Source organism: Paracoccus wurundjeri (assembly GCF_030678915.1).
Taxonomy (GTDB): Bacteria; Pseudomonadota; Alphaproteobacteria; order Rhodobacterales; family Rhodobacteraceae; genus Paracoccus; species Paracoccus onubensis_A.
Genome location: NZ_JAUUTZ010000003.1, coordinates 228,041 through 245,621, shown reverse-complemented (window position 1 = coordinate 245,621; position 17,581 = coordinate 228,041). Strand labels below are relative to the sequence as shown.

At 59.5% G+C, this 17,581-nt stretch carries 16 protein-coding genes; 10 read left to right on the top strand and 6 right to left on the bottom strand.

The window, feature by feature from the left end:
* Nucleotides 1–9: 9 nt before the first annotated feature.
* Entirely contained in the window at nt 10–549 is a 540-nt protein-coding gene (locus Q0601_RS05250; protein WP_305287847.1) for a GNAT family N-acetyltransferase, read from the top strand.
* A gap of 404 nt (nt 550–953) precedes the next feature.
* Here Q0601_RS05250 and Q0601_RS05245 read toward each other — a convergent pair whose 3' ends face one another.
* On the bottom strand, nt 954–1,295 hold the full coding sequence (locus tag Q0601_RS05245) for an ArsR/SmtB family transcription factor (RefSeq protein ID WP_050525650.1): 342 nt from the start codon (nt 1,293–1,295) through the stop codon (nt 954–956).
* 56 nt (nt 1,296–1,351) lie between these two features.
* On the opposite strand from Q0601_RS05245, the gene Q0601_RS05240 reads away from it, so the two are divergent.
* The 3 genes from Q0601_RS05240 to Q0601_RS05230 all read left to right on the top strand — a co-directional run bounded on the left by Q0601_RS05240 (nt 1,352) and on the right by Q0601_RS05230 (nt 3,275).
* Nucleotides 1,352–2,200 carry a cation transporter gene (locus Q0601_RS05240; protein WP_050525651.1) on the top strand — a complete coding sequence of 283 codons (849 nt, stop codon included), beginning with the start codon at nt 1,352–1,354 and terminating at the stop codon, nt 2,198–2,200.
* Nucleotides 2,197–2,706, top strand: coding sequence for a signal peptidase II (lspA, locus tag Q0601_RS05235; protein ID WP_050525652.1), 510 nt, complete (start codon nt 2,197–2,199; stop codon nt 2,704–2,706). Before Q0601_RS05240 ends, lspA begins: the two co-directional genes overlap by 4 nt.
* A gap of 101 nt (nt 2,707–2,807) precedes the next feature.
* Nucleotides 2,808–3,275, top strand: a complete 468-nt coding sequence (locus tag Q0601_RS05230) for a DUF411 domain-containing protein (protein ID WP_050525653.1) — start codon at nt 2,808–2,810, stop codon at nt 3,273–3,275.
* Here Q0601_RS05230 and Q0601_RS05225 read toward each other — a convergent pair.
* The 5 genes from Q0601_RS05225 to Q0601_RS05205 all read right to left on the bottom strand — a co-directional run bounded on the left by Q0601_RS05225 (nt 3,272) and on the right by Q0601_RS05205 (nt 7,724).
* Entirely contained in the window at nt 3,272–4,042 is a 771-nt protein-coding gene (locus Q0601_RS05225; protein WP_305287838.1) for a hypothetical protein, read from the bottom strand. The genes Q0601_RS05230 and Q0601_RS05225 overlap by 4 nt on opposite strands.
* 217 nt (nt 4,043–4,259) lie before the next feature.
* Nucleotides 4,260–5,270, bottom strand: coding sequence for an exonuclease domain-containing protein (locus Q0601_RS05220; protein WP_305287836.1), 1,011 nt, complete (start codon nt 5,268–5,270; stop codon nt 4,260–4,262).
* Nucleotides 5,271–5,767: 497 nt separating this feature from the next.
* Entirely contained in the window at nt 5,768–6,385 is a 618-nt protein-coding gene (locus tag Q0601_RS05215) for a plasmid pRiA4b ORF-3 family protein (RefSeq protein WP_305287835.1), read from the bottom strand.
* A gap of 206 nt (nt 6,386–6,591) precedes the next feature.
* Nucleotides 6,592–7,131, bottom strand: coding sequence for a hypothetical protein (locus tag Q0601_RS05210; protein WP_305287833.1), 540 nt, complete (start codon nt 7,129–7,131; stop codon nt 6,592–6,594).
* 299 nt (nt 7,132–7,430) lie between these two features.
* Nucleotides 7,431–7,724, bottom strand: coding sequence for a hypothetical protein (locus Q0601_RS05205; protein WP_305287831.1), 294 nt, complete (start codon nt 7,722–7,724; stop codon nt 7,431–7,433).
* Nucleotides 7,725–7,907: 183 nt separating this feature from the next.
* Between Q0601_RS05205 and Q0601_RS05200 the strand changes: the two genes are divergently transcribed.
* From Q0601_RS05200 to Q0601_RS05175, 6 genes are all read left to right on the top strand, one after another.
* On the top strand, nt 7,908–12,263 hold the full coding sequence (locus Q0601_RS05200) for a strawberry notch-like NTP hydrolase domain-containing protein (RefSeq protein WP_441847970.1): 4,356 nt from the start codon (nt 7,908–7,910) through the stop codon (nt 12,261–12,263).
* Nucleotides 12,263–13,330: a DUF7146 domain-containing protein gene (locus tag Q0601_RS05195; RefSeq protein WP_305287827.1), complete on the top strand. Its 1,068-nt coding sequence runs from the start codon at nt 12,263–12,265 to the stop codon at nt 13,328–13,330. Before Q0601_RS05200 ends, Q0601_RS05195 begins: the two co-directional genes overlap by 1 nt.
* 299 nt (nt 13,331–13,629) lie before the next feature.
* Complete coding sequence (locus Q0601_RS05190) at nt 13,630–14,565, top strand: DUF2493 domain-containing protein (protein WP_305287825.1); 936 nt, start codon at nt 13,630–13,632, stop codon at nt 14,563–14,565.
* 574 nt (nt 14,566–15,139) lie between these two features.
* The gene (locus tag Q0601_RS05185; RefSeq protein WP_305287823.1) at nt 15,140–16,390 is read left to right on the top strand and encodes a DUF4123 domain-containing protein; all 1,251 of its coding nucleotides are present in this window, start codon (nt 15,140–15,142) and stop codon (nt 16,388–16,390) included.
* Nucleotides 16,390–17,139: a hypothetical protein gene (locus Q0601_RS05180; RefSeq protein WP_305287821.1), complete on the top strand. Its 750-nt coding sequence runs from the start codon at nt 16,390–16,392 to the stop codon at nt 17,137–17,139. Before Q0601_RS05185 ends, Q0601_RS05180 begins: the two co-directional genes overlap by 1 nt.
* Nucleotides 17,139–17,546: a hypothetical protein gene (locus Q0601_RS05175; RefSeq protein ID WP_305287819.1), complete on the top strand. Its 408-nt coding sequence runs from the start codon at nt 17,139–17,141 to the stop codon at nt 17,544–17,546. The genes Q0601_RS05180 and Q0601_RS05175 overlap by 1 nt, the downstream gene beginning before the upstream one ends.
* Nucleotides 17,547–17,581 lie beyond the last annotated feature (35 nt).

Here is a 17,581-nt window from a genome sequence, read left to right as displayed (position 1 = left end):
AAATGCTCGATGATTCGGGCATTTTTATCGTTAATACTGCCGGGTGAAGAGAAGTCTTTCAACGTGCTGTTAGAGAAAAGGCAAGCAGCAATGACAATGCTCAAAACAATTTTTCGGCGGGCGTTATCTGATGAGTCCGACACCGTGGCTGCCATAGCGCGAAAATCCCGCCGGCATTTCCTGCCTTACTTGCCCCAACTACATTCTTTCGAGGACGACAAGATATTTTATCGGAACAGCGTGTTTCCGGAATGCGAAGTTTGGGTCGCCGAAGAAAGTCAATCTCTTGTCGGCTTTTGCGCTTTCAAAGAAGGCTGGGTTGATCATCTTTACCTTCTTCCAGCACAAGTCGGCAGATCGCTTGGCAAAACGCTCTTGGATAAGGCGAAAGAGCGCCACGTGTTCTTGCAGCTTTGGGTTTTCCAACGGAATCGCCGTGCCATCAGCTTTTACGAACGTAATGGGTTTCAGAAGGTTAAGGTAACCGATGGGTCGTCTAACGAGGAAAGAACTCCCGACGCGCTATATGAATGGCGCAGACTGCCGTGAAGGTGCCGAAAGCCATGCGATTACAAAGGGCTCGGAGCCGTCACGCGGCAGCGCGGCGCATGGGTGATTGCCTAAGAGCATCACATCAGATTGCTCGATGACGGCACCCAGCCCTTTCACGACATTCATGCCGGGGGCAGCAAAGACGCGGGGCTCATGGTCAGGTCGGGCGGAGAGCGGGCGGTCGCTGCGCAAAGGATGGAGGTCAGCAATGCGAACAAATGGTGATTTCGCTGCGGATGCGCCAACGTCCGGTTCGGCGGACCGTTCAACGAATGGTGGATGCCCCCCAATCTTACGTCCTCCGGGATGCATGACCTAGCGTCGGCAGAACCTGCAAGTGTAACCGCTTCGGCCTTGGCAGGTTTATGACCAGCTTTCTTTGCTGCCAAAACGACCGTTTGTCACTCGCGATAGTTGCCGCACGCCTCAACACCCTCTGCGACCAATTCCAGAAGTGCGTCCACATCATTCAAAAGGGCTGTAATGCGCGGGCTGCTGATACGGTAGCGAATGAAGCGTCCATCGCGGTCGCTGGCGACAAGCCCACAATCCAAAAGACATCGGAGATGGTTGGAAACGTTTGGTTGCGATAATTCCGTGCGTTCGACGAGTTCGTGAACAACCAGCGGCCCCCCGCACAAGGCACCGAGAATAGCCAAGCGGCTTGGGTCGGCGAAGCCGCGGAAAAGCTTTGCGCGTTGTTCAATGGTAGCGGTCTTGCGGTCGGTAACGATCTGCGTCATATCATTACTCACTGATATATTATCCTTTGATCCACTTTAGCAGGAGAACTGCGACCATGGCCAACGCAGAAAACGCGATAGCAGATATTCCATCCTTCCGTTACCGCGTCTCCGGCATGGATTGCGCCAAGGACGCCGCACAGATTGAACGAGCGGCGCAGTCTGCCGGGGTCGCGCCCGACGCGGTGAAAGTGTCGGCGGCGACCCATATCATGACCTTGAAGGCCCCTGAAGCGCGGTTGCCGGAGATCGAAAAAGCCGTTGAGACAACTGGGTATGGGTTTGACCGTATCGAGAGCGACGAGGATATTCAGCAAGGTGCGGCCCATCAGGACCCGGCCTACCGACGCGCGCTCTGGATCGTCGTAATCCTAAACGTTGGTTATGGTGTCATCGAGATGGTCGGCGGGTTCATCTCCGGATCGCAGGCTGTGAAGGCCGATGCGCTCGATTTCATCGGCGATGGCGCAATTACCTTCCTCGGACTTCTGGCCATCGGCTGGAGCCTCGCCTGGCGAGCGCGATCAGCCCTGATTCAGGGCATCTTTCTCGGCTTGCTCGGTCTTGGCGTCCTTGGCACAACCATCATACGGGCATTCGAGCCGACACCGCCAGACGCCACTCTGATGGGGATACTGGGCCTTATTGCTCTTGTCATCAATGTCATCTCCGTGTTGCCCCTGCTGAAATTCCGCAAAGGCGACGCGAACATGCGTGCCGTCTGGCTGTTTTCGCGCAACGACGCCATCGGCAATGCGGCAGTCGTTATCGCCGCCGGTCTGGTGTTTTGGCTGGGTAGCGCATGGCCCGACCGAATCGTCGCCTTCGGCATCGCAGGATTGTTCTTGCATTCTTCCTGGGCGATCATCCGCGATGCGCGTTCCGATCTGAAAGTGGCGGCATGAACAGCCGCATTCTGGGGGCGGTCTGCACGATTGCAGCTTTCGGTCTCGATCAGGGCACCAAGGCGCTTGCCCTGAACACCCCGGCGCTTGAGCATGGGGTCGAGGTTCTGCCCTTTCTCAATCTCGTTCGTGTCCTGAACGATGGGGTCAGCTTCGGCATGCTCGGTGGGATCGTGCCCTGGTGGGGTCTCGTCGTGCTTGCTACCGCGATCATGGCATGGCTGCTGATCTGGTTATGGCGCGCGCCGAACAGGCTGACGGCTGCTGCTCTCGGTCTGGTCATCGGCGGTGCGCTCGGCAATGTCATCGACCGGCTGCGTTATCAGGCGGTCCCTGACTTTCTGGATTTTCACTTCGGAACATACCACTGGCCGTCCTTCAACCTCGCTGACGTGGCGATTTTCTGTGGGGCGGCACTGCTGTTCTGGGACGGCTTTCGCGCGACGAAAGACAAGCCGGGACATCAGGAACAAGACCAACGCGAGGGAAATATCACGGGGAGATAAACGATGTCCGCATACCATCCGCAAAGGGCTTCGACAGCACGTTCGCCCAACTGCGCAACCCAAGTCCCGCCCAAGGCATGCTATTCAAAAGGAGAAATGCGATGCACATAACGCGCCGCCAAATTTTGACCGCCGTCGCTGGCATTGCCAGCGCCGCGCCGCTTGCGGCATTTGCGCAAGCTGCACCAACAATCCACGTTCTCAAAGACCCTAATTGCGGCTGCTGTCGCGCCTGGGTCGCCATTCTTAGGCAGGAGGGCTTTCGCGTCACCGAGGAGCGGAGCTTTGGGACCCTCATGATGCGTCACAAGCTGGACAATGGCATCCCGCAAAGAATGATATCGTGCCACACGGGCGAGATTGAGGGTTACATGATCGAAGGTCACGTGCCGGTTGCCGACATCCGCCGCCTGTTGGCTGAACGGCCAGATGCTGTCGGTCTCGCTGTTCCTGGCATGCCTTATGGGTCGCCTGGAATGGGCCCAGAAGATCAGCGTGAAGCTTATGATGTGTTCTTGATCCGCCGGGATGGTAGCAGCGAGGTCTTTACGAGCTATTCCGCAGCTTAGAACTCCAATGACCTCTGGGTCAGAGTCTTTATGAGAAATGACCGTTTTGATTGTGTCCTTCTGACAGAACTTATCCAAAAACGGTGATGCACGTTCCGATCTGAAGGCGGCGGCATGAACAGCCGCATTCTGGTTGGGTTCCGCGCAACGGAAGACACACCGAAAAAGCCTGAACAAGGCAACCGCAAAAATAGTGCACAGCAAAGACCGAGAAGCGGCCATTCAGTTATTCTGCAGCATCTGTCGAAGTGGGCTCCAAGTGGACCTTCGTTGCAATGAAGTCGAACGGCAGCTCTGGGCCGAGATTGCGGGAGCGACCTCGTTTCAGTTCTCTCGACCCTCCACGACGACAAATGCGTCCTCCAACTCGACGCCATGATACCTGCTCCAGCAGGCCATCGGTGCGCCTGCAGCGTCGCCAGCGCGTCATAGGAGTGATCCAGCAGGCAGTCTTTTCTGAAAACCGGGTTGGCCGCTTCGATATCCCGGATGACCGTCAGACCCCTCTTGAAACTGCCATTGGGATATGGGTTGTCAGGGTCTGATGGCAGCAGATCGCCACGATCATCGAACAACTCGAAGCTGTAATATGCGGTGTAGGTATAGGCGCCGCTGTTAAAGCTGATCTCGCCAAAGCGGCTTGGGCCTGCGCCGTTCTCCGGCAGGATACGCACCTCGTCCAGGGCACGGTCCAGCACCAGCTCCGCGTCGGCGTTCATCGGGCCATAAAGGTAGCGCATCCCCTTCAGCGTCTGGTTGATCGTCACCGCATGGGTGCCGCCTTCAAGGCGACAATAGAATATCCGCCGCTCCCGCCGAGCAAGGTTGCACATGCAGCGAATGGCATGAAGGTCCCGCACACTGTCAGTTCACCCATCACCGGATTTTGCGATTGCAGTGAACAGCTGGAATGACGGATCGCGCCGCAGCATCAAAACCACCGGTGGAGGTCGGCTCTGGGCCGACTGTAACTCATCCAAAGATTCAGGCAGTACCGCAGTCAGCGACAAGCCTTCGAAAATCGCTTTCGCCGATGATCTGGATGGGGTGACCGACGCCCTGCATTTCTTGGGCTTTTCGATGCTTGCTGCTTCGAGCATGTCCGGCAAGAAGGGACAGATCCTGATCCCCGACGACGAGGTGAGTGGTCTGCTTGGTCACACCCGCTTTGACCGACATCCCGGCCCGGGCCGCCAACTCGGCCGCCTCGGTTCGGGACATGCCAAGCGCGCCTGTGAAAACCACCGTGAAACCGGCCAACGGCCCTGATGGGTTTCCCGCCATGGTGATTGCGGGAGCATAGCTTTTTTTGCCAACTGGCTTGATCAGATCTTCGAAAGAAAGGCCAAGTTGGCTCTCGGCGTGCTGCACGACCATTGCGGCTGCGCGGGCGTCTTCACCTGCGTCATGGTGGTGGAACCGAAGGTTCAGCTTCCTCTTGAGGTTGGCCAGCCCGTGCCCGCCATTCCCCTTCAACTCCGGCCATGCCCGCCTCGCGATCGTGACGCTGTCGCTCCACCGCAAGTCGGGAGCGTCGATGCCACAGGACCTGCAGGCGGCATTCACCGCCTGCTTGTCGAAATTGCTGTGCTGGACAAGGTGGTGCTGCGTCAGCAGGGGCAGAAGAACCCTCAGGGCGTCCGCAAATCCGGGTGCCTGCGCGACATGATCCGGCCCGATGCCGTGGAGCCGGATGTTGAATGGATCGAACCCGGTGCGGGGATTGATCAGCATCGAGAATGTCTGGATCTCGTTATCGGGTTGTACGCAGGCCAGCCCGATCTGGCAGATGCTTGCAACATCGCTGCATGCCGTTTCCACATCTAACGCGATGAAGCGAAAGCGCCCCTGAGGGACTTGTTCGGCATGGCCAAAGAACGGTCTGGCAGACGCATGGTCGGTTCGAGAGGATAAAGGTTCGAAACCATCAGTCCGTTGCTGATCGCGCCGCTGCGGTTCAGAACTGCGCCCGAAAAGCCAGTCGAACAACGTCATTCAAATCCTCTCCACAAAACTCGCTGCATCCTAACCGAAAACTTGGCCAAGGTGAGACCTTTGTTTGCGTGGCGCGATAGTTTCGTTGAGCATGCGGATTGGAGTTGGCAGTGCAGGTCTCCTCTGAAGCATTATGCCCCAATAGCTGCATTGCCTATTGTTGTTCGCCGCAGCGGGCACCAATGGCTGGTTCAGGGAAGCTGCGCCTGTCACCCGACAGGAGTCGTCGGCCGGCTTAGGGCCGGGCAAGTCGATGTAGCGCCTCCGACGATCATAATTTGCAAAAGCCACTATCTGAGCTTCGCTGCCCTTGAAGGGGGTCGCAGCGGGACTGGCCGGGGGTTTCGGTAAATGAATGGCTGTTTTCGATTAGCTCAGAAGTGACCCGAGCAATTGCGGCGAACGACTGGATGCCACCCCGATTTCCATACTACCGTAGCCGTGCCGGACTCAGCGCAACAGCTAGAATGCAGCGTAACAGCCAAAACGGCTGTGCATCAACTCCACTTCGATTTCGGCTTCGGTTGATGTAACCGACGCCGCGCGTTGGCGCGAAACGTGTTTCGCAAATCCTTGTTGATCAGGTCGAGATCGAACCATTCCGGATCGAAATGCCCGCCTGCCCAGCGCAAGGTCGAGCGGTGATCATCATGTTCCGGGTCAGTGATGATTTCGAGAAAGTCGTCATAGGCCCAGGGTCCGCCGACATCCTCAGGCGGCCGTGCTCGTGCACCCTCCAGGCAGATCGCATGCCGTGGTTCGGTCTCCAGCGTCAGCCATTCCTCGATCCTGATCAGATGTTGCCAATTATCGCCGAAATCATAGACATAGATGAAGCTGCTGTCTTTCCCGACAAAATCCCGCAAACTGATCTCGGTATAGTCGAACACACGCGGGCCGCCAAAGCCGTCGTCCAGCAAGTTCAGATCACCGTAGCGTAGCCCACCGATCCGGAACTCATGCAGATGGCCGTTCGTCCAACTGAACGCCGCCTGGAGGACGAGATGCAGCCGGTCCAGCCGCCAATCCACGGGGACAACCAGGCGCCGCCAGATCTCGGGCTCGATATCCGCCAGAGCGACATGCATCCGGATCGCATTCGGGGGCTGGTACATGTCTTCTCCTTCCAGATCAGATGGCGAGACCATCGGGTGATTTTTCGGCAGCCGGGGCATCGGCCACCGGGACCCGTACAGTTTCAGCTTCCGTTTAATTCACGCAGAGGAATACGGCAATTCGCGCGCATCGTCGCGCAGCACGAATTCCGATTGGTGGTATTTTCGCGGGTCCCGGACGCCGGAAGGAAATCGACTGAGTTCTCTCAGACGTTTTCCTCCGGATGACCTGCCCACCGGACGTCATCCTTGCGCGATTCATCCAACATCGATCGGTAACCGGTGATCTTGTCCGCCGTCCGACGGCAGGCCTCATCACGCGTGTTCAGGGGATGGGTTACCCGATCTTCGAGCGAGGCGATCGCCCCGGTCGTCGGCGAGATCCGTGCCTTGCGGGTGGCGATAGATCCAAGCGGCTGGTTTCCATGCAGGAACATCTCCAGCCAGGCACCGTGATAATCGTTCCCGAGGCCGATAACGGCGCATTCCGGATCAAGGGCATAAACCGCGATCAGATCCCCCTGTTTCGCTGCACCTTCCGGGCCTCGCGGCTCGGGTATCAGGACATCCGCGATCTCGTAGCGTCCAAGCATCCAGCGCATGACCAGATCCGGCTCCTGTTGCAGAGCCGCGGGGATATCTTCGACCCTGCCTGAGCGAAACGCAGGAAGATGTGCGCTATCCAGGCAGCGCAACTGACCAGCTGCCTCGGAATAAAATGTCAGCAGGAATCGCATCGTCAGCATGCTCGTTTGTTCTGTTTGTCGCTGTCGGCGGGTTATGGACGCGAGATGGGCACGGCCATCCGCGCCCGCAAGGGGGGTGATCATTTCTCGCAAGGCCGCATGGTTGTCCACATTTTCCGTGGAACGTTTCGGGGATAAATCTCGTGAAACTTTTCTGACAGAGGATCACGCAGCAGAAGGATCGGCTGTCGCTTCGTGGCTGTGCATCCTGTTCTGACCTGCTGCACCAAAATCGTCAAAGCGGGTGGAGGCAATTTTTCCCTCCACCATTCAACCCCCGCCAATCTTCCGCCCGGGCCTCACCGGTTGCAATCGATCCAGCGCGAGAGCAATTGCCGGTCGCGGAAGCATTCATCCGGCACCGTGCGCCGCTTGATATGCGCGAGCCGTTCCGCGAAGCCGACCTGTTTCGAGGTCGGCAGGTTGTCCGGCATGGCCGGTTTCTTCTTTGCCTGGGCATCGATCCAGGCGCTGAGCGCCCGCCGGTCCTGCAATGCTTCCCATGGCAGAAGCGTGTGGTTCCTGAGCGCCAGGGATCTTGCATAGGAGATCTGGCGCGAGGTGGCGGGCAGCGTGAAACCGGTGGAGTCCATGGCGAATCTCCTTGTTTGAGCCTGTTCCAGATATAGAACATAACAGAAACAAAATCAATTCCAGCGCCTCTGCTTTTCAGGAGAGGAAGAGCGCGGTCGGGCGGGTTTTGGGCCGGTGTGGGCAAGAGAGAGCGCTGCACCGGCTCGATCCCGTCCCGCTCTCCCGAGGAACCCCCGATGAACATGATTTCCACCTCCGCGGCAGCACAGGCCGCCGTGGCGTCTTCGCTCGACCATGACTCCGAGCCATCCGTCGCAACATTCACTGCCGCCGAGCTACTGTTGACCCATCTCGAACACGGCCAGCGTGTTGATGTCGCCACGCTGCGCGATGCGATGGAAGCTGCCTTCGGCGCGTCCGATGCCGCCGGCGCCTGGTCCTGGAAGACGGCCTATGATGCCTGCGAAGCAGCGACCGTCCTCTTCCTGCGCAAATACGGCAAGGCGCTGTTCCGCAAAGCCGGCTCCTCGACAGCCATCCTGCCGCAGTTCGACAAGATCGCCGGGCTGTTGCCGACGCAGATGCGGCGCTCCGAGGAGATGCAGAGCTACCAGCAATTCAGCACACCGATCCCGCTCGGCGTCGCGGCCGCGTTCGCTGCGGCGATCACGCCCGCCGACCGGGTGCTGGAACCCTCGGCCGGCACCGGGCTTCTCGCCATCCTGGCCGAGATCGCCGGCGGCACGCTGCTGCTCAACGAACTCGCCGTAACCCGTGCCAGCCTCTTGTCCTGCCTCTTTCCGGCTCTTGCCGTCACGCGCCTCGATGCCGCCCAGATCGACGATCACCTCGATCCCGGCCTGATCCCGAGTGTCGTGCTGATGAACCCGCCCTTCTCGGTCATGGCCAATGTCGAGGGACGGATGGCTGATGCCGCTTATCGCCATGTCGCCTCGGCGCTGGCGCGCCTGGCGCCCGGCGGGCGGCTTGTTACCATCACCGGGGCGAACCTCGCGCCCGACAATCCGGCCTGGACTGATGCTTTTACCCGGTTGCAGGAACGCGGCCGCGTCAGCTTTTCCGCCGCCATCGCTGGTTCAGTCTATGCCAGGCACGGCACGACGATCCCCACGCGGCTCACCGTCATCGACAAGCTGCCCGCCGAAGATCCGGCCGTGTTTCCGCCATCTCCCGGTGTCGCGCCGGATGTGGCGACGCTGATCGGCTGGCTGGAAGAGCAGCTTGCCAGTCGGCTGCCGATCGATCCCGGCCTGGGCGTGCCGGTCGCCGAGCCGGTTGGACAGCCTGCCGCACCCCGTTCTGTCCGCGGCTATGTCAGGCGGGTTGCGAGGGCGACACCCGCCGCGCCGCTGGTCGAACCGGAGGGCGTGCCACTTGCCTATGAGACCGTGGACTGGGAACCGGCTGAGGCAGATCGTCTGTCGGATGCGATCTATGAGGATTACGGGCTTCAGACCATCCGCATTGCCGGGGCACAGGCACATCCGACCCGGCTCGTGCAATCGGCCTCGATGGCGAGCATCGCGCCGCCGAAGCCCAGCTATCACCCGCTGTTGCCCAGGGACATTCTTGGCAAGCTGTCCGACGCCCAGCTCGAAACCGTCATCTATGCCGGCGAGGCGCATTCGGATTTCCTGGCCGGCAACTGGCTTGTCGACGAGACCTTCGACACGCTCTCTGTCGCGCCGGAGGAGGCGGACGGTGCTGTCCGCTTCCGGCAGGGCTTCATGATCGGCGATGGCACCGGGGTCGGCAAGGGACGCGAATCCGCCGCGATCATCCTCGACAGCTGGCTGCAGGGCCGCCGCAAGGCGGTCTGGATCTCGAAATCCGACAAGCTGCTGGAGGATGCGCAGCGCGACTGGTCGGCCCTCGGCATGGAGCGGCTGCTGGTCACGCCGCTCAGCCGATTCCCGCAAGGTAAGCCGATCACGCTGAGCGAGGGCATCCTTTTCACGACCTATGCCACGCTGCGCTCCGATGATCGCGGCGAGAGGGTTTCGCGCGTGAAGCAAATCGTGGAATGGTTGGGGAAAGACTTCGATGGGGTGGTGATATTCGACGAGGCGCATGCCATGCAGAACGCCGCGGGCGGCAAGGGAGAACGCGGCGATACCGCGGCCAGCCAACAGGGTCGCGCTGGCCTGCGGCTTCAGCATGCATTGCCGAATGCCCGTGTCGTCTACGTCTCGGCGACCGGCGCCACCACGGTTCATAATCTCGCCTATGCCCAGCGTCTCGGTCTCTGGGGCGGCGAGGATTTTCCGTTCTCGACGAGGGCCGAGTTCGTCGAGGCGATTGAGGCCGGCGGTGTCGCCGCGATGGAGGTGCTTGCCCGCGATCTGCGCGCGCTCGGTCTCTACACGGCTCGCTCGCTCTCCTTCGACGGCGTCGAATACGAGCTGGTCGAGCACACGCTGACGCAAGAGCAGACCCGGATCTACGACGCCTATGCGGGCGCCTTCGCAATCATCCATAACAATCTCGACGCGGCCATGCAGGCCGCCAACATCACCGGCACCGAGGGCACGCTGAACAGACAGGCGAAGTCCGCTGCCCGTTCGGCCTTCGAGAGCGCCAAGCAGCGCTTCTTTGGGCACCTGCTGACCAGCATGAAGACCCCGACACTGATCCGGTCGATCACCGCCGATCTGGACGCGGGCCATTCCTCCGTCATCCAGATCGTCTCGACCGGTGAGGCGCTGATGGAACGGCGGCTCGCGGAGATCCCCACCGAGGAATGGAGCGATCTGAAAATGGATTTGTCGCCGCGTGAATATGTCCTGGACTACCTTGCCCATTCCTTTCCGGTCCAGCTTTACGAGCCGTTCACGGATTCGGAAGGGAATCTGTCCTCCCGCCCGGTCACCCGCGATGGCCAACCCACCCTGAGCCGCGAGGCCGTCGCACGGCGCGACGAGATGATCGCTAGCCTGGCCAGCCTGCCGCCTGTTCCCGGCGCGCTGGACCAGATCGTCCAGCATTTCGGCAGTGACATGGTGGCCGAAGTCACGGGACGCGCGCGCCGCATCCTCCGCAAACCCGGTGATGGGGTCACCATTGACCGGCTGGTGGTGGAAACCCGCGCCGGTTCGGCCAATCTGGCCGAGACCCAGGCCTTCATGGATGATCAGAAACGCGTGCTGGTGTTCAGCGACGCGGGCGGCACCGGCCGCAGCTACCACGCCGAGCTGTCAGCGAAGAATACGCGCCTGCGCGTCCATTACCTGCTCGAGCCGGGCTGGAAGGCGGATGCCGCCATCCAGGGCCTCGGCCGCACGCATCGGACCAACCAGGCGCAGCCACCGCTCTTCCGGCCGGTCTCGACGAACGTGAAGGCCGAGAAGCGGTTTCTCTCGACCATCGCCCGCCGTCTCGACACGCTGGGCGCGATCACGCGCGGCCAACGCCAGACCGGCGGCCAGGGCCTGTTCCGGCCCGAGGACAATCTGGAATCACATTATGCCCGTGACGCGCTGCGCCAGCTTTACCTGTTGCTCGTGCGAGGCAAGGTCGAGGGCTGCTCGCTGGAGCGGTTCGAATCCGCCACCGGGCTGAAGCTGATGGACGCCAATGGCATCAAGGATGATCTGCCGCCGATCACCACCTTCCTCAATCGGTTGCTGGCACTGACCATCGAATTGCAGGGCGTGCTCTTCACCGCCTTCGAGCAGTTGCTGACCGCGCGGATCGAGGGCGCCATTGCCTCCGGCAGCTATGATGCCGGGCTGGAGACCTTGCGCGCCGAAAGCTTCATCGTCACCGACCGGCAGGTCATCCATACCCACCCCCGGACGGGTGCGGAAACCAGCCTGCTGAGCATCACCGAACGCAAACGCAACCAGCCCGTGACGCTGGATGCCGCCCTGGCCGAGCTCGACGATCCACGCGCGAAGCTCCTGGTCAACACCCGTTCCGGCCGCGCGGTGGTGCAGGTGCCGACCACCAGCATCATGCTGGACGATGGCGAGATCGAGCGCCGGGTCCGGCTGATCCGGCCGATGGAGGCGCAGAATATCCCGGTCAGGATGATGGGTGAGACCCATTGGATCGACGCCGATCGGGACGCTTTCGCATCCGCCTGGAGCGCGGAAATCGCGGAAGTGCCGGAGTTTGCCGAGTTCACACTGCACATGGTGACGGGTCTGCTGCTGCCGATCTGGAAACGGCTGCCGAACGATTCCACACGCGTCTATCGGCTGCAAACCGACGAAGGCGAACGCATCATCGGCCGCAAGGTCTCCCCGGCCTGGGCTGCGAATGCGAGCACGAGCGGGATCACCACCATCACCCCCGAGAATGCCTTTGCGGCACTGATGGAGGGCCGCACGGTCCTCGATCTCGCCGAGGGTCTGCAGCTTCGCCGGGTCCGGGTCATGGGCGCCAATCGCATCGAGCTGTCAAGCTTCACCGATGCCATGCGCGAACGTCTGCGGGCTTACGGTCTCTTTCACGAGATCATCTCCTGGAAGCTACGCATGTTCGTGCCGGTGGACGAGGCTTTGGGTCCGGAAGTGCTCGGCAAGATTTTTGCGCGCTGGCCGGTGGAACGCGTCGGCGCACGGGAGATCACCTGATGCCGCGTCATGACGCCTCAGACCTGGCGATCCGCCTTGGCCAGGAGGCCGAGGCGGTGTGCCGTCATTATCTCTCGAACGGGCGCAGACAGGGCAATTACTGGCTGGTCGGTGATGTGCGGAATACTCCGGGCCGGTCGATGTTCGTCCGGCTGACCGGGCCGGAAACCGGCAAGGGCGCCCAAGGCCGTTGGACCGACATGGCGACGGGGCAGCACGGGGATCTGCTCGATCTCATTCGCGAGTGCTGCGGGTTCACTGAGTTCAGGGATGTGGCCGAGGAAGCGCGGCGTTTCCTTGCGCTTCCGCATCCCCAGCCGGAGCAGAGCAGAACACCGATCGGTGGCAAATCCAATCCGACAACCAGCGCCCCTGAATCGGCGCGGCGGCTCTTTGCCATGGCAGAACCGATCTCCGGCACGCTGGCAGAAACCTATCTGAACAGCCGGGGAATCACCTTCCTTTCGGACGCCACCGCACTGCGCTTTCATCCCCGATGCTATTATCGGCCTGACACGCAATCGCCTACGGAGATCATGCCGGCGATGATCACCGCTGTCACCGATCTTTCCGGGCATCAGACCGGCGCGCATCGCACCTGGCTCGCCCCGGATGGCTCCGGCAAGGCCGCTGTCGCGACCCCGCGGCGGGCGATGGGCGAGCTACTCGGTCATGGGGTCCGCTTCGGCACCGCGGGGGGCGTACTCGCCGCTGGCGAAGGCATCGAAACCGTGCTGTCGGTTCGCCAAGTTCTGCCCACCATGCCGATGCTGGCGGCGCTTTCGACGGCGCATCTCGCCGCCATCCGGTTCCCGCCCATGTTGCAACGACTCTATATCCTCTGCGATCGCGATCCGGCCGGAGAAGCTGCAAGAGACAGCCTGACCGCCAGAGCAGTGAGCTACGGGATCGAGGTGATATCGCTTCTGCCCGTCGGCGGAGATTTCAACGATGATCTGTGCCGCTATGGTCTCCATGCGCTTCGGGCAATGTTGAGGGACCAACTTCATCCCGAGGAGACCCACCGGTTTCTGGCGGGGAAACGGCAGGATCTCCCCGGGAGATGATCTCATAGCCCGCCTCCTGACGGATTCGGGTTATTCCATCGGTGCATGTCCATCGTCGGAGAGGCCCGCACCCACGGCCTTCCGAGAGGGCGATCGGCACACAAGCAGGCCGGGCGGGCAATGGCCGCGCCCGGCTATTTTCCGCCGGCGGCAGGGCCGCCTTTGCATCGCGAAGCAAAATAGCCGGGCTTGGCCATCAGGGCCCTCGCAGGCGAGGGCTGCCAGCCCGTCCCGCCCATGCGCTTTCGACGCCTGCGAAGGCCGCGATGGGCGCGGTCTCAAGACAAAGGACGAACCCGATGGCAAACAATCCCGATACCTCAGGTGCCGAGCCGGTCCACAGCGCCTCCCAGACCAATCATGCCCTCACTGAACTCCAGCTCTATGGCTGGCACCCGTTCCAGGATGAACCCGATCCACGCCCGCTGCCCGAGGGCGCTCACGTCAACGCGGCCGTCAGCGATATCTTCGACGCCCTCGTTGCAACGCTTGGCGATACCCGCCTCGAGCCCGATCTCGAGGAACTGCTCTGGGGTGCGGTCAATCTCTTCCACCGAGCAGCAAGCCGCATTGAGCGGGATCTCGACAGGAATGAGCAGGCGCAGCACCGGCTGCAGCGGGAACAGGATGGCAGCGAGGTGAAATCGCTGGAACTCGAGCGCGTCACGGCAGAGGGGCAAACCCTGATCGAACGGCGAAGCGGCATGGAACTCTTCCGCGATCTCTCGGCGGAAGCCTTCGAGCATCACACCGGCAGTGCCTGGCGACCGCGTACCGGCTCGATGGTCAACCATCGCAACCTGACCGCCGCGATGATCGACAGCCGCGATTTCCTGGCCGCGAAACGCCGGGCGGAAACCGAGGTGATGCTGCCCGACGGCCCGAAGGTCGCCCTGACCGGCGGCGGCGATTTCAACGACCATCGCCTGATCTGGGCAAAGCTCGATCAGGTTCATGCAAAGCATCCCGAAATGGTTCTGCTGCATGGCGGAACACCGAAAGGAGCCGAACTGATCGCCTCCCGCTGGGCTGATCACCGCAAGGTACAGCAGGTTGCCTTCCGTCCCGACTGGACGAAGCATGGCAAGGCCGCGCCCTTCAAGCGCAACGATGCGATGCTGGATGTGCTGCCAGTTGGCGTCCTCGTCTTCCCCGGCACCGGGATCCAGGAGAACCTCGCCGACAAGGCGCGTAAGCTCGGCATCCCGGTCATGAAATTCGAGGGTGGCGCATGAGCGCCATCCAGTAACGGTGGGATTCAGGCCGTCGAGGCAATAATGCGCAGAAAGTGAGCTTTGCAAAATTGTGATCACCGGAGGCACTGCATCGACTTGCCCGACCCAAAGCTGCCTTTCGCCGGACATCGAGATCGCTGCGGTGCGACCCGTCGAACCAGCCATCGCTACCGAGGCATAGTCAACACTTGAACTGAGCCTGTCTGTGGATGCGTTTATGAATGAAAATAATCTGTCAGGTTTGCTGGTGTATCTTCGGAATCAGGCGCAAAATGGGCTGTTTCAGGTACCGCTTTGCACGTCTAAGGTTCAAGGACGGCGCTTATAGCCTTATTATGATCACGAGGAATACAGAGGTGAGCCAGCAAACCTGACTATCAGTCGCTTACCCATACGGGGTCTTATATAATAATATGTTTTCAAAGAGTTGAATTGTAAAAACGGTATTGTACCGCTCTATACTTTCCAATGACTTGCAGGATCGCCTGTAAACCGCAATATTGCTTGAGGGCATGGCATCAGATTAGATGTCACGGCCTTGCCCGCGCGAACTTTTAGTTGAAGAGGCGGCGAGATGCCTTTCTGGATCGCAACGGCGCATTTCGTAGATAGTGCAAGGGAAGCGGGAACTTCTGAGTGGGCTGTAGAGGCCAATTCCCCGGCTCATGCGGAAAGCATGGTAATGACCAGCCTCAAGCGGGATGGATTGACGCCTGTAGATGTAAGGGTCAGAGGTGCTGATTCATCGACAGTTCAATCTGATCTGTTCACCGGCGTAGGAACAGTTACCGCTTTACGTGAAGGCCCTCGTCTCTGGGGGGTGGATCGCGGAGCCGGTAGTGTTCAACTGCAAACGCTCGATCCGTCTGACGGCACCGGTAAGCATCCTGAGTGGATTGCACCCGCACTCTGGGATGCGTTGTTCGCGCATCACGACGGACATCGAGTCTACGCGGTTCTGGATGGTAGTGTTTGGCAGCAAACCGGCAACACCTTGGCAGAGGCATTGTCCGATGGACTCCTACCTGCCGCGCCGTTATTCGAAAATCAAGCAACGGGTGCTGATACACCGGAACAGTCGGAGATGCGGTCCATCTCGCCATGGCTGGTCGATCTTACGCTTGACCCGGAACAAAGAGATAACCCGGGTCGCTTTAGACGGCAGTTATTCGGCAGCTTATGGCAAACCAACATAGGGATTTTCCTGCGCAGCCCGACATCGCCTCCAGATATGCGTAACCGCTTGCGGAAACTCACCAAAATCCGCGATATGGACGATCGCTGGTATTACAATCGGTTCTGGGAGCCAGAGTTCTTTCTTTACTTCATTTTATTTCTGCGGGGTCGGAGACTCTTAGCACCACTCACGACTGTCTCGGGCTTCACAGTACAGATCGAGGGTAAGATCATCACCGCGAAGACGGACCTGTCATCCTGCGCTGATGCGCCGCGCGACCCTGAGAGCGATATTGAGAGATTGTTCAATGCCGGAACCGCAATGGTGGCGTTGCGACATGCCAGACGGATGGAGGTAAGCTATAAGCGCGGCCTTGATCCTGATCATGTATACGAACTGGCGCAGAAGTTGTTTGGGCTTGATGGCATCGATTACGGACATGTGATAAAGTTCATCGAAATATGCTATGTTTTAATTGCGTTCTACGGTGATCGCGCAGCACAGGTGTTGTCAGAAGCCGGTGTGGACGAATGTTTTGATGATGAGGGGGGTGTTACCTTGCAAGCTGAGATTCTGCACGGGCGATGTATGTTCGGAATTGATCAGAACATTGCTCCCGGAAAACTACCTCAGATGGGAGTGTACTGATGGCTATTGGACCGATTGTTGCAAGTGCTGTACGTGCTTCACAGAGTGCAGGCCGTATTGCCAGAACAAGCGGCAGTGGTTCTTCTGCTAGCGGTAGCAGCCGGGGCGGATCGTCAGGTGCCGTTTCCCAATCGTCCGGTTCTCGCGGCTCTAGCAGCAGGGGCGGTGGGGGAAGTTCAGCGTCATCTGCAAAAGCCTATAAGAAAGAAAAAAGACGGCGGACATGTAAAACATGTCCAGATTGGCGTTACGAAATGGGCATACGAAAGCTGGGCGGCGTTCCGTATATCTATCAATGGCATCATTTGTTCGTAGTAGCCTGGAATCGCGGTGGAAGTGGTGCAATGCCGACCTATAGTGCTTTCCCCTCAAGTGAGGGGGCGAGTCCTGGCTTATCCGGCGTGATTAGCGGTGTTTCGACCAGTGACAGCGTTAAAAAGGTGGAAGAGGGGCACGTCCCGAATCCAGACGATAGTGAAGACTTCGGCTTCCTCAAAGCTCATATATCACCAGACTATTATGTCAGCGGTGAAGTCGATCCAAGTAATCGATTTATCACTCTAAAAGATACCAATAGAAATCTGACCGCTAAGCTCGCCGCGGAATCAATGATAATTGATGCAAAGCGCATCAAATATGTACCCACCGGCCCAAACAGCAATTCCTTCGCGATGACGATAGCAGAAAAATCCGAACTGCCGCGGAGAAAACCTGCGGGTGATGCGCCGGGTTCGGGCATGAGGCTGTAATGCGCCGGCGCTACGCGATTGTTTTAATTCCTGCTCTGGCAACATGGGTCGTGGGTTCATCTGCAGGAGGAAGTCCGTTGTTGGAAGCAAAACTCACCGCTGACATGACCAGTGAGAATGCCGCAGAAACACTTGAGGGCCACTTAATCGGACAGCCGCTGAGTCATGTTGAATCACTACTCGGGAATCTTGGAGCGAATGCGGTCGAAATTGAAGATCTCGCGGCATCAAGAATTGAAGCGGGTTATGACCTGGGTCACGGCATTCGCTCCGGAGATTCCGTTCTGATTGTTAATTTTGGGCTGCGGCAGAATTGGCTCCGCGCGGATCGGCCGGTTGTAGCTTACCTGCGATACAAAGGTGATCGAATAACGGAGATTATTTCGGTGAAATTGTCTCCAAAATGAAGAGTCCTCATGAACGCGGCGTTCCCAAAGTACCG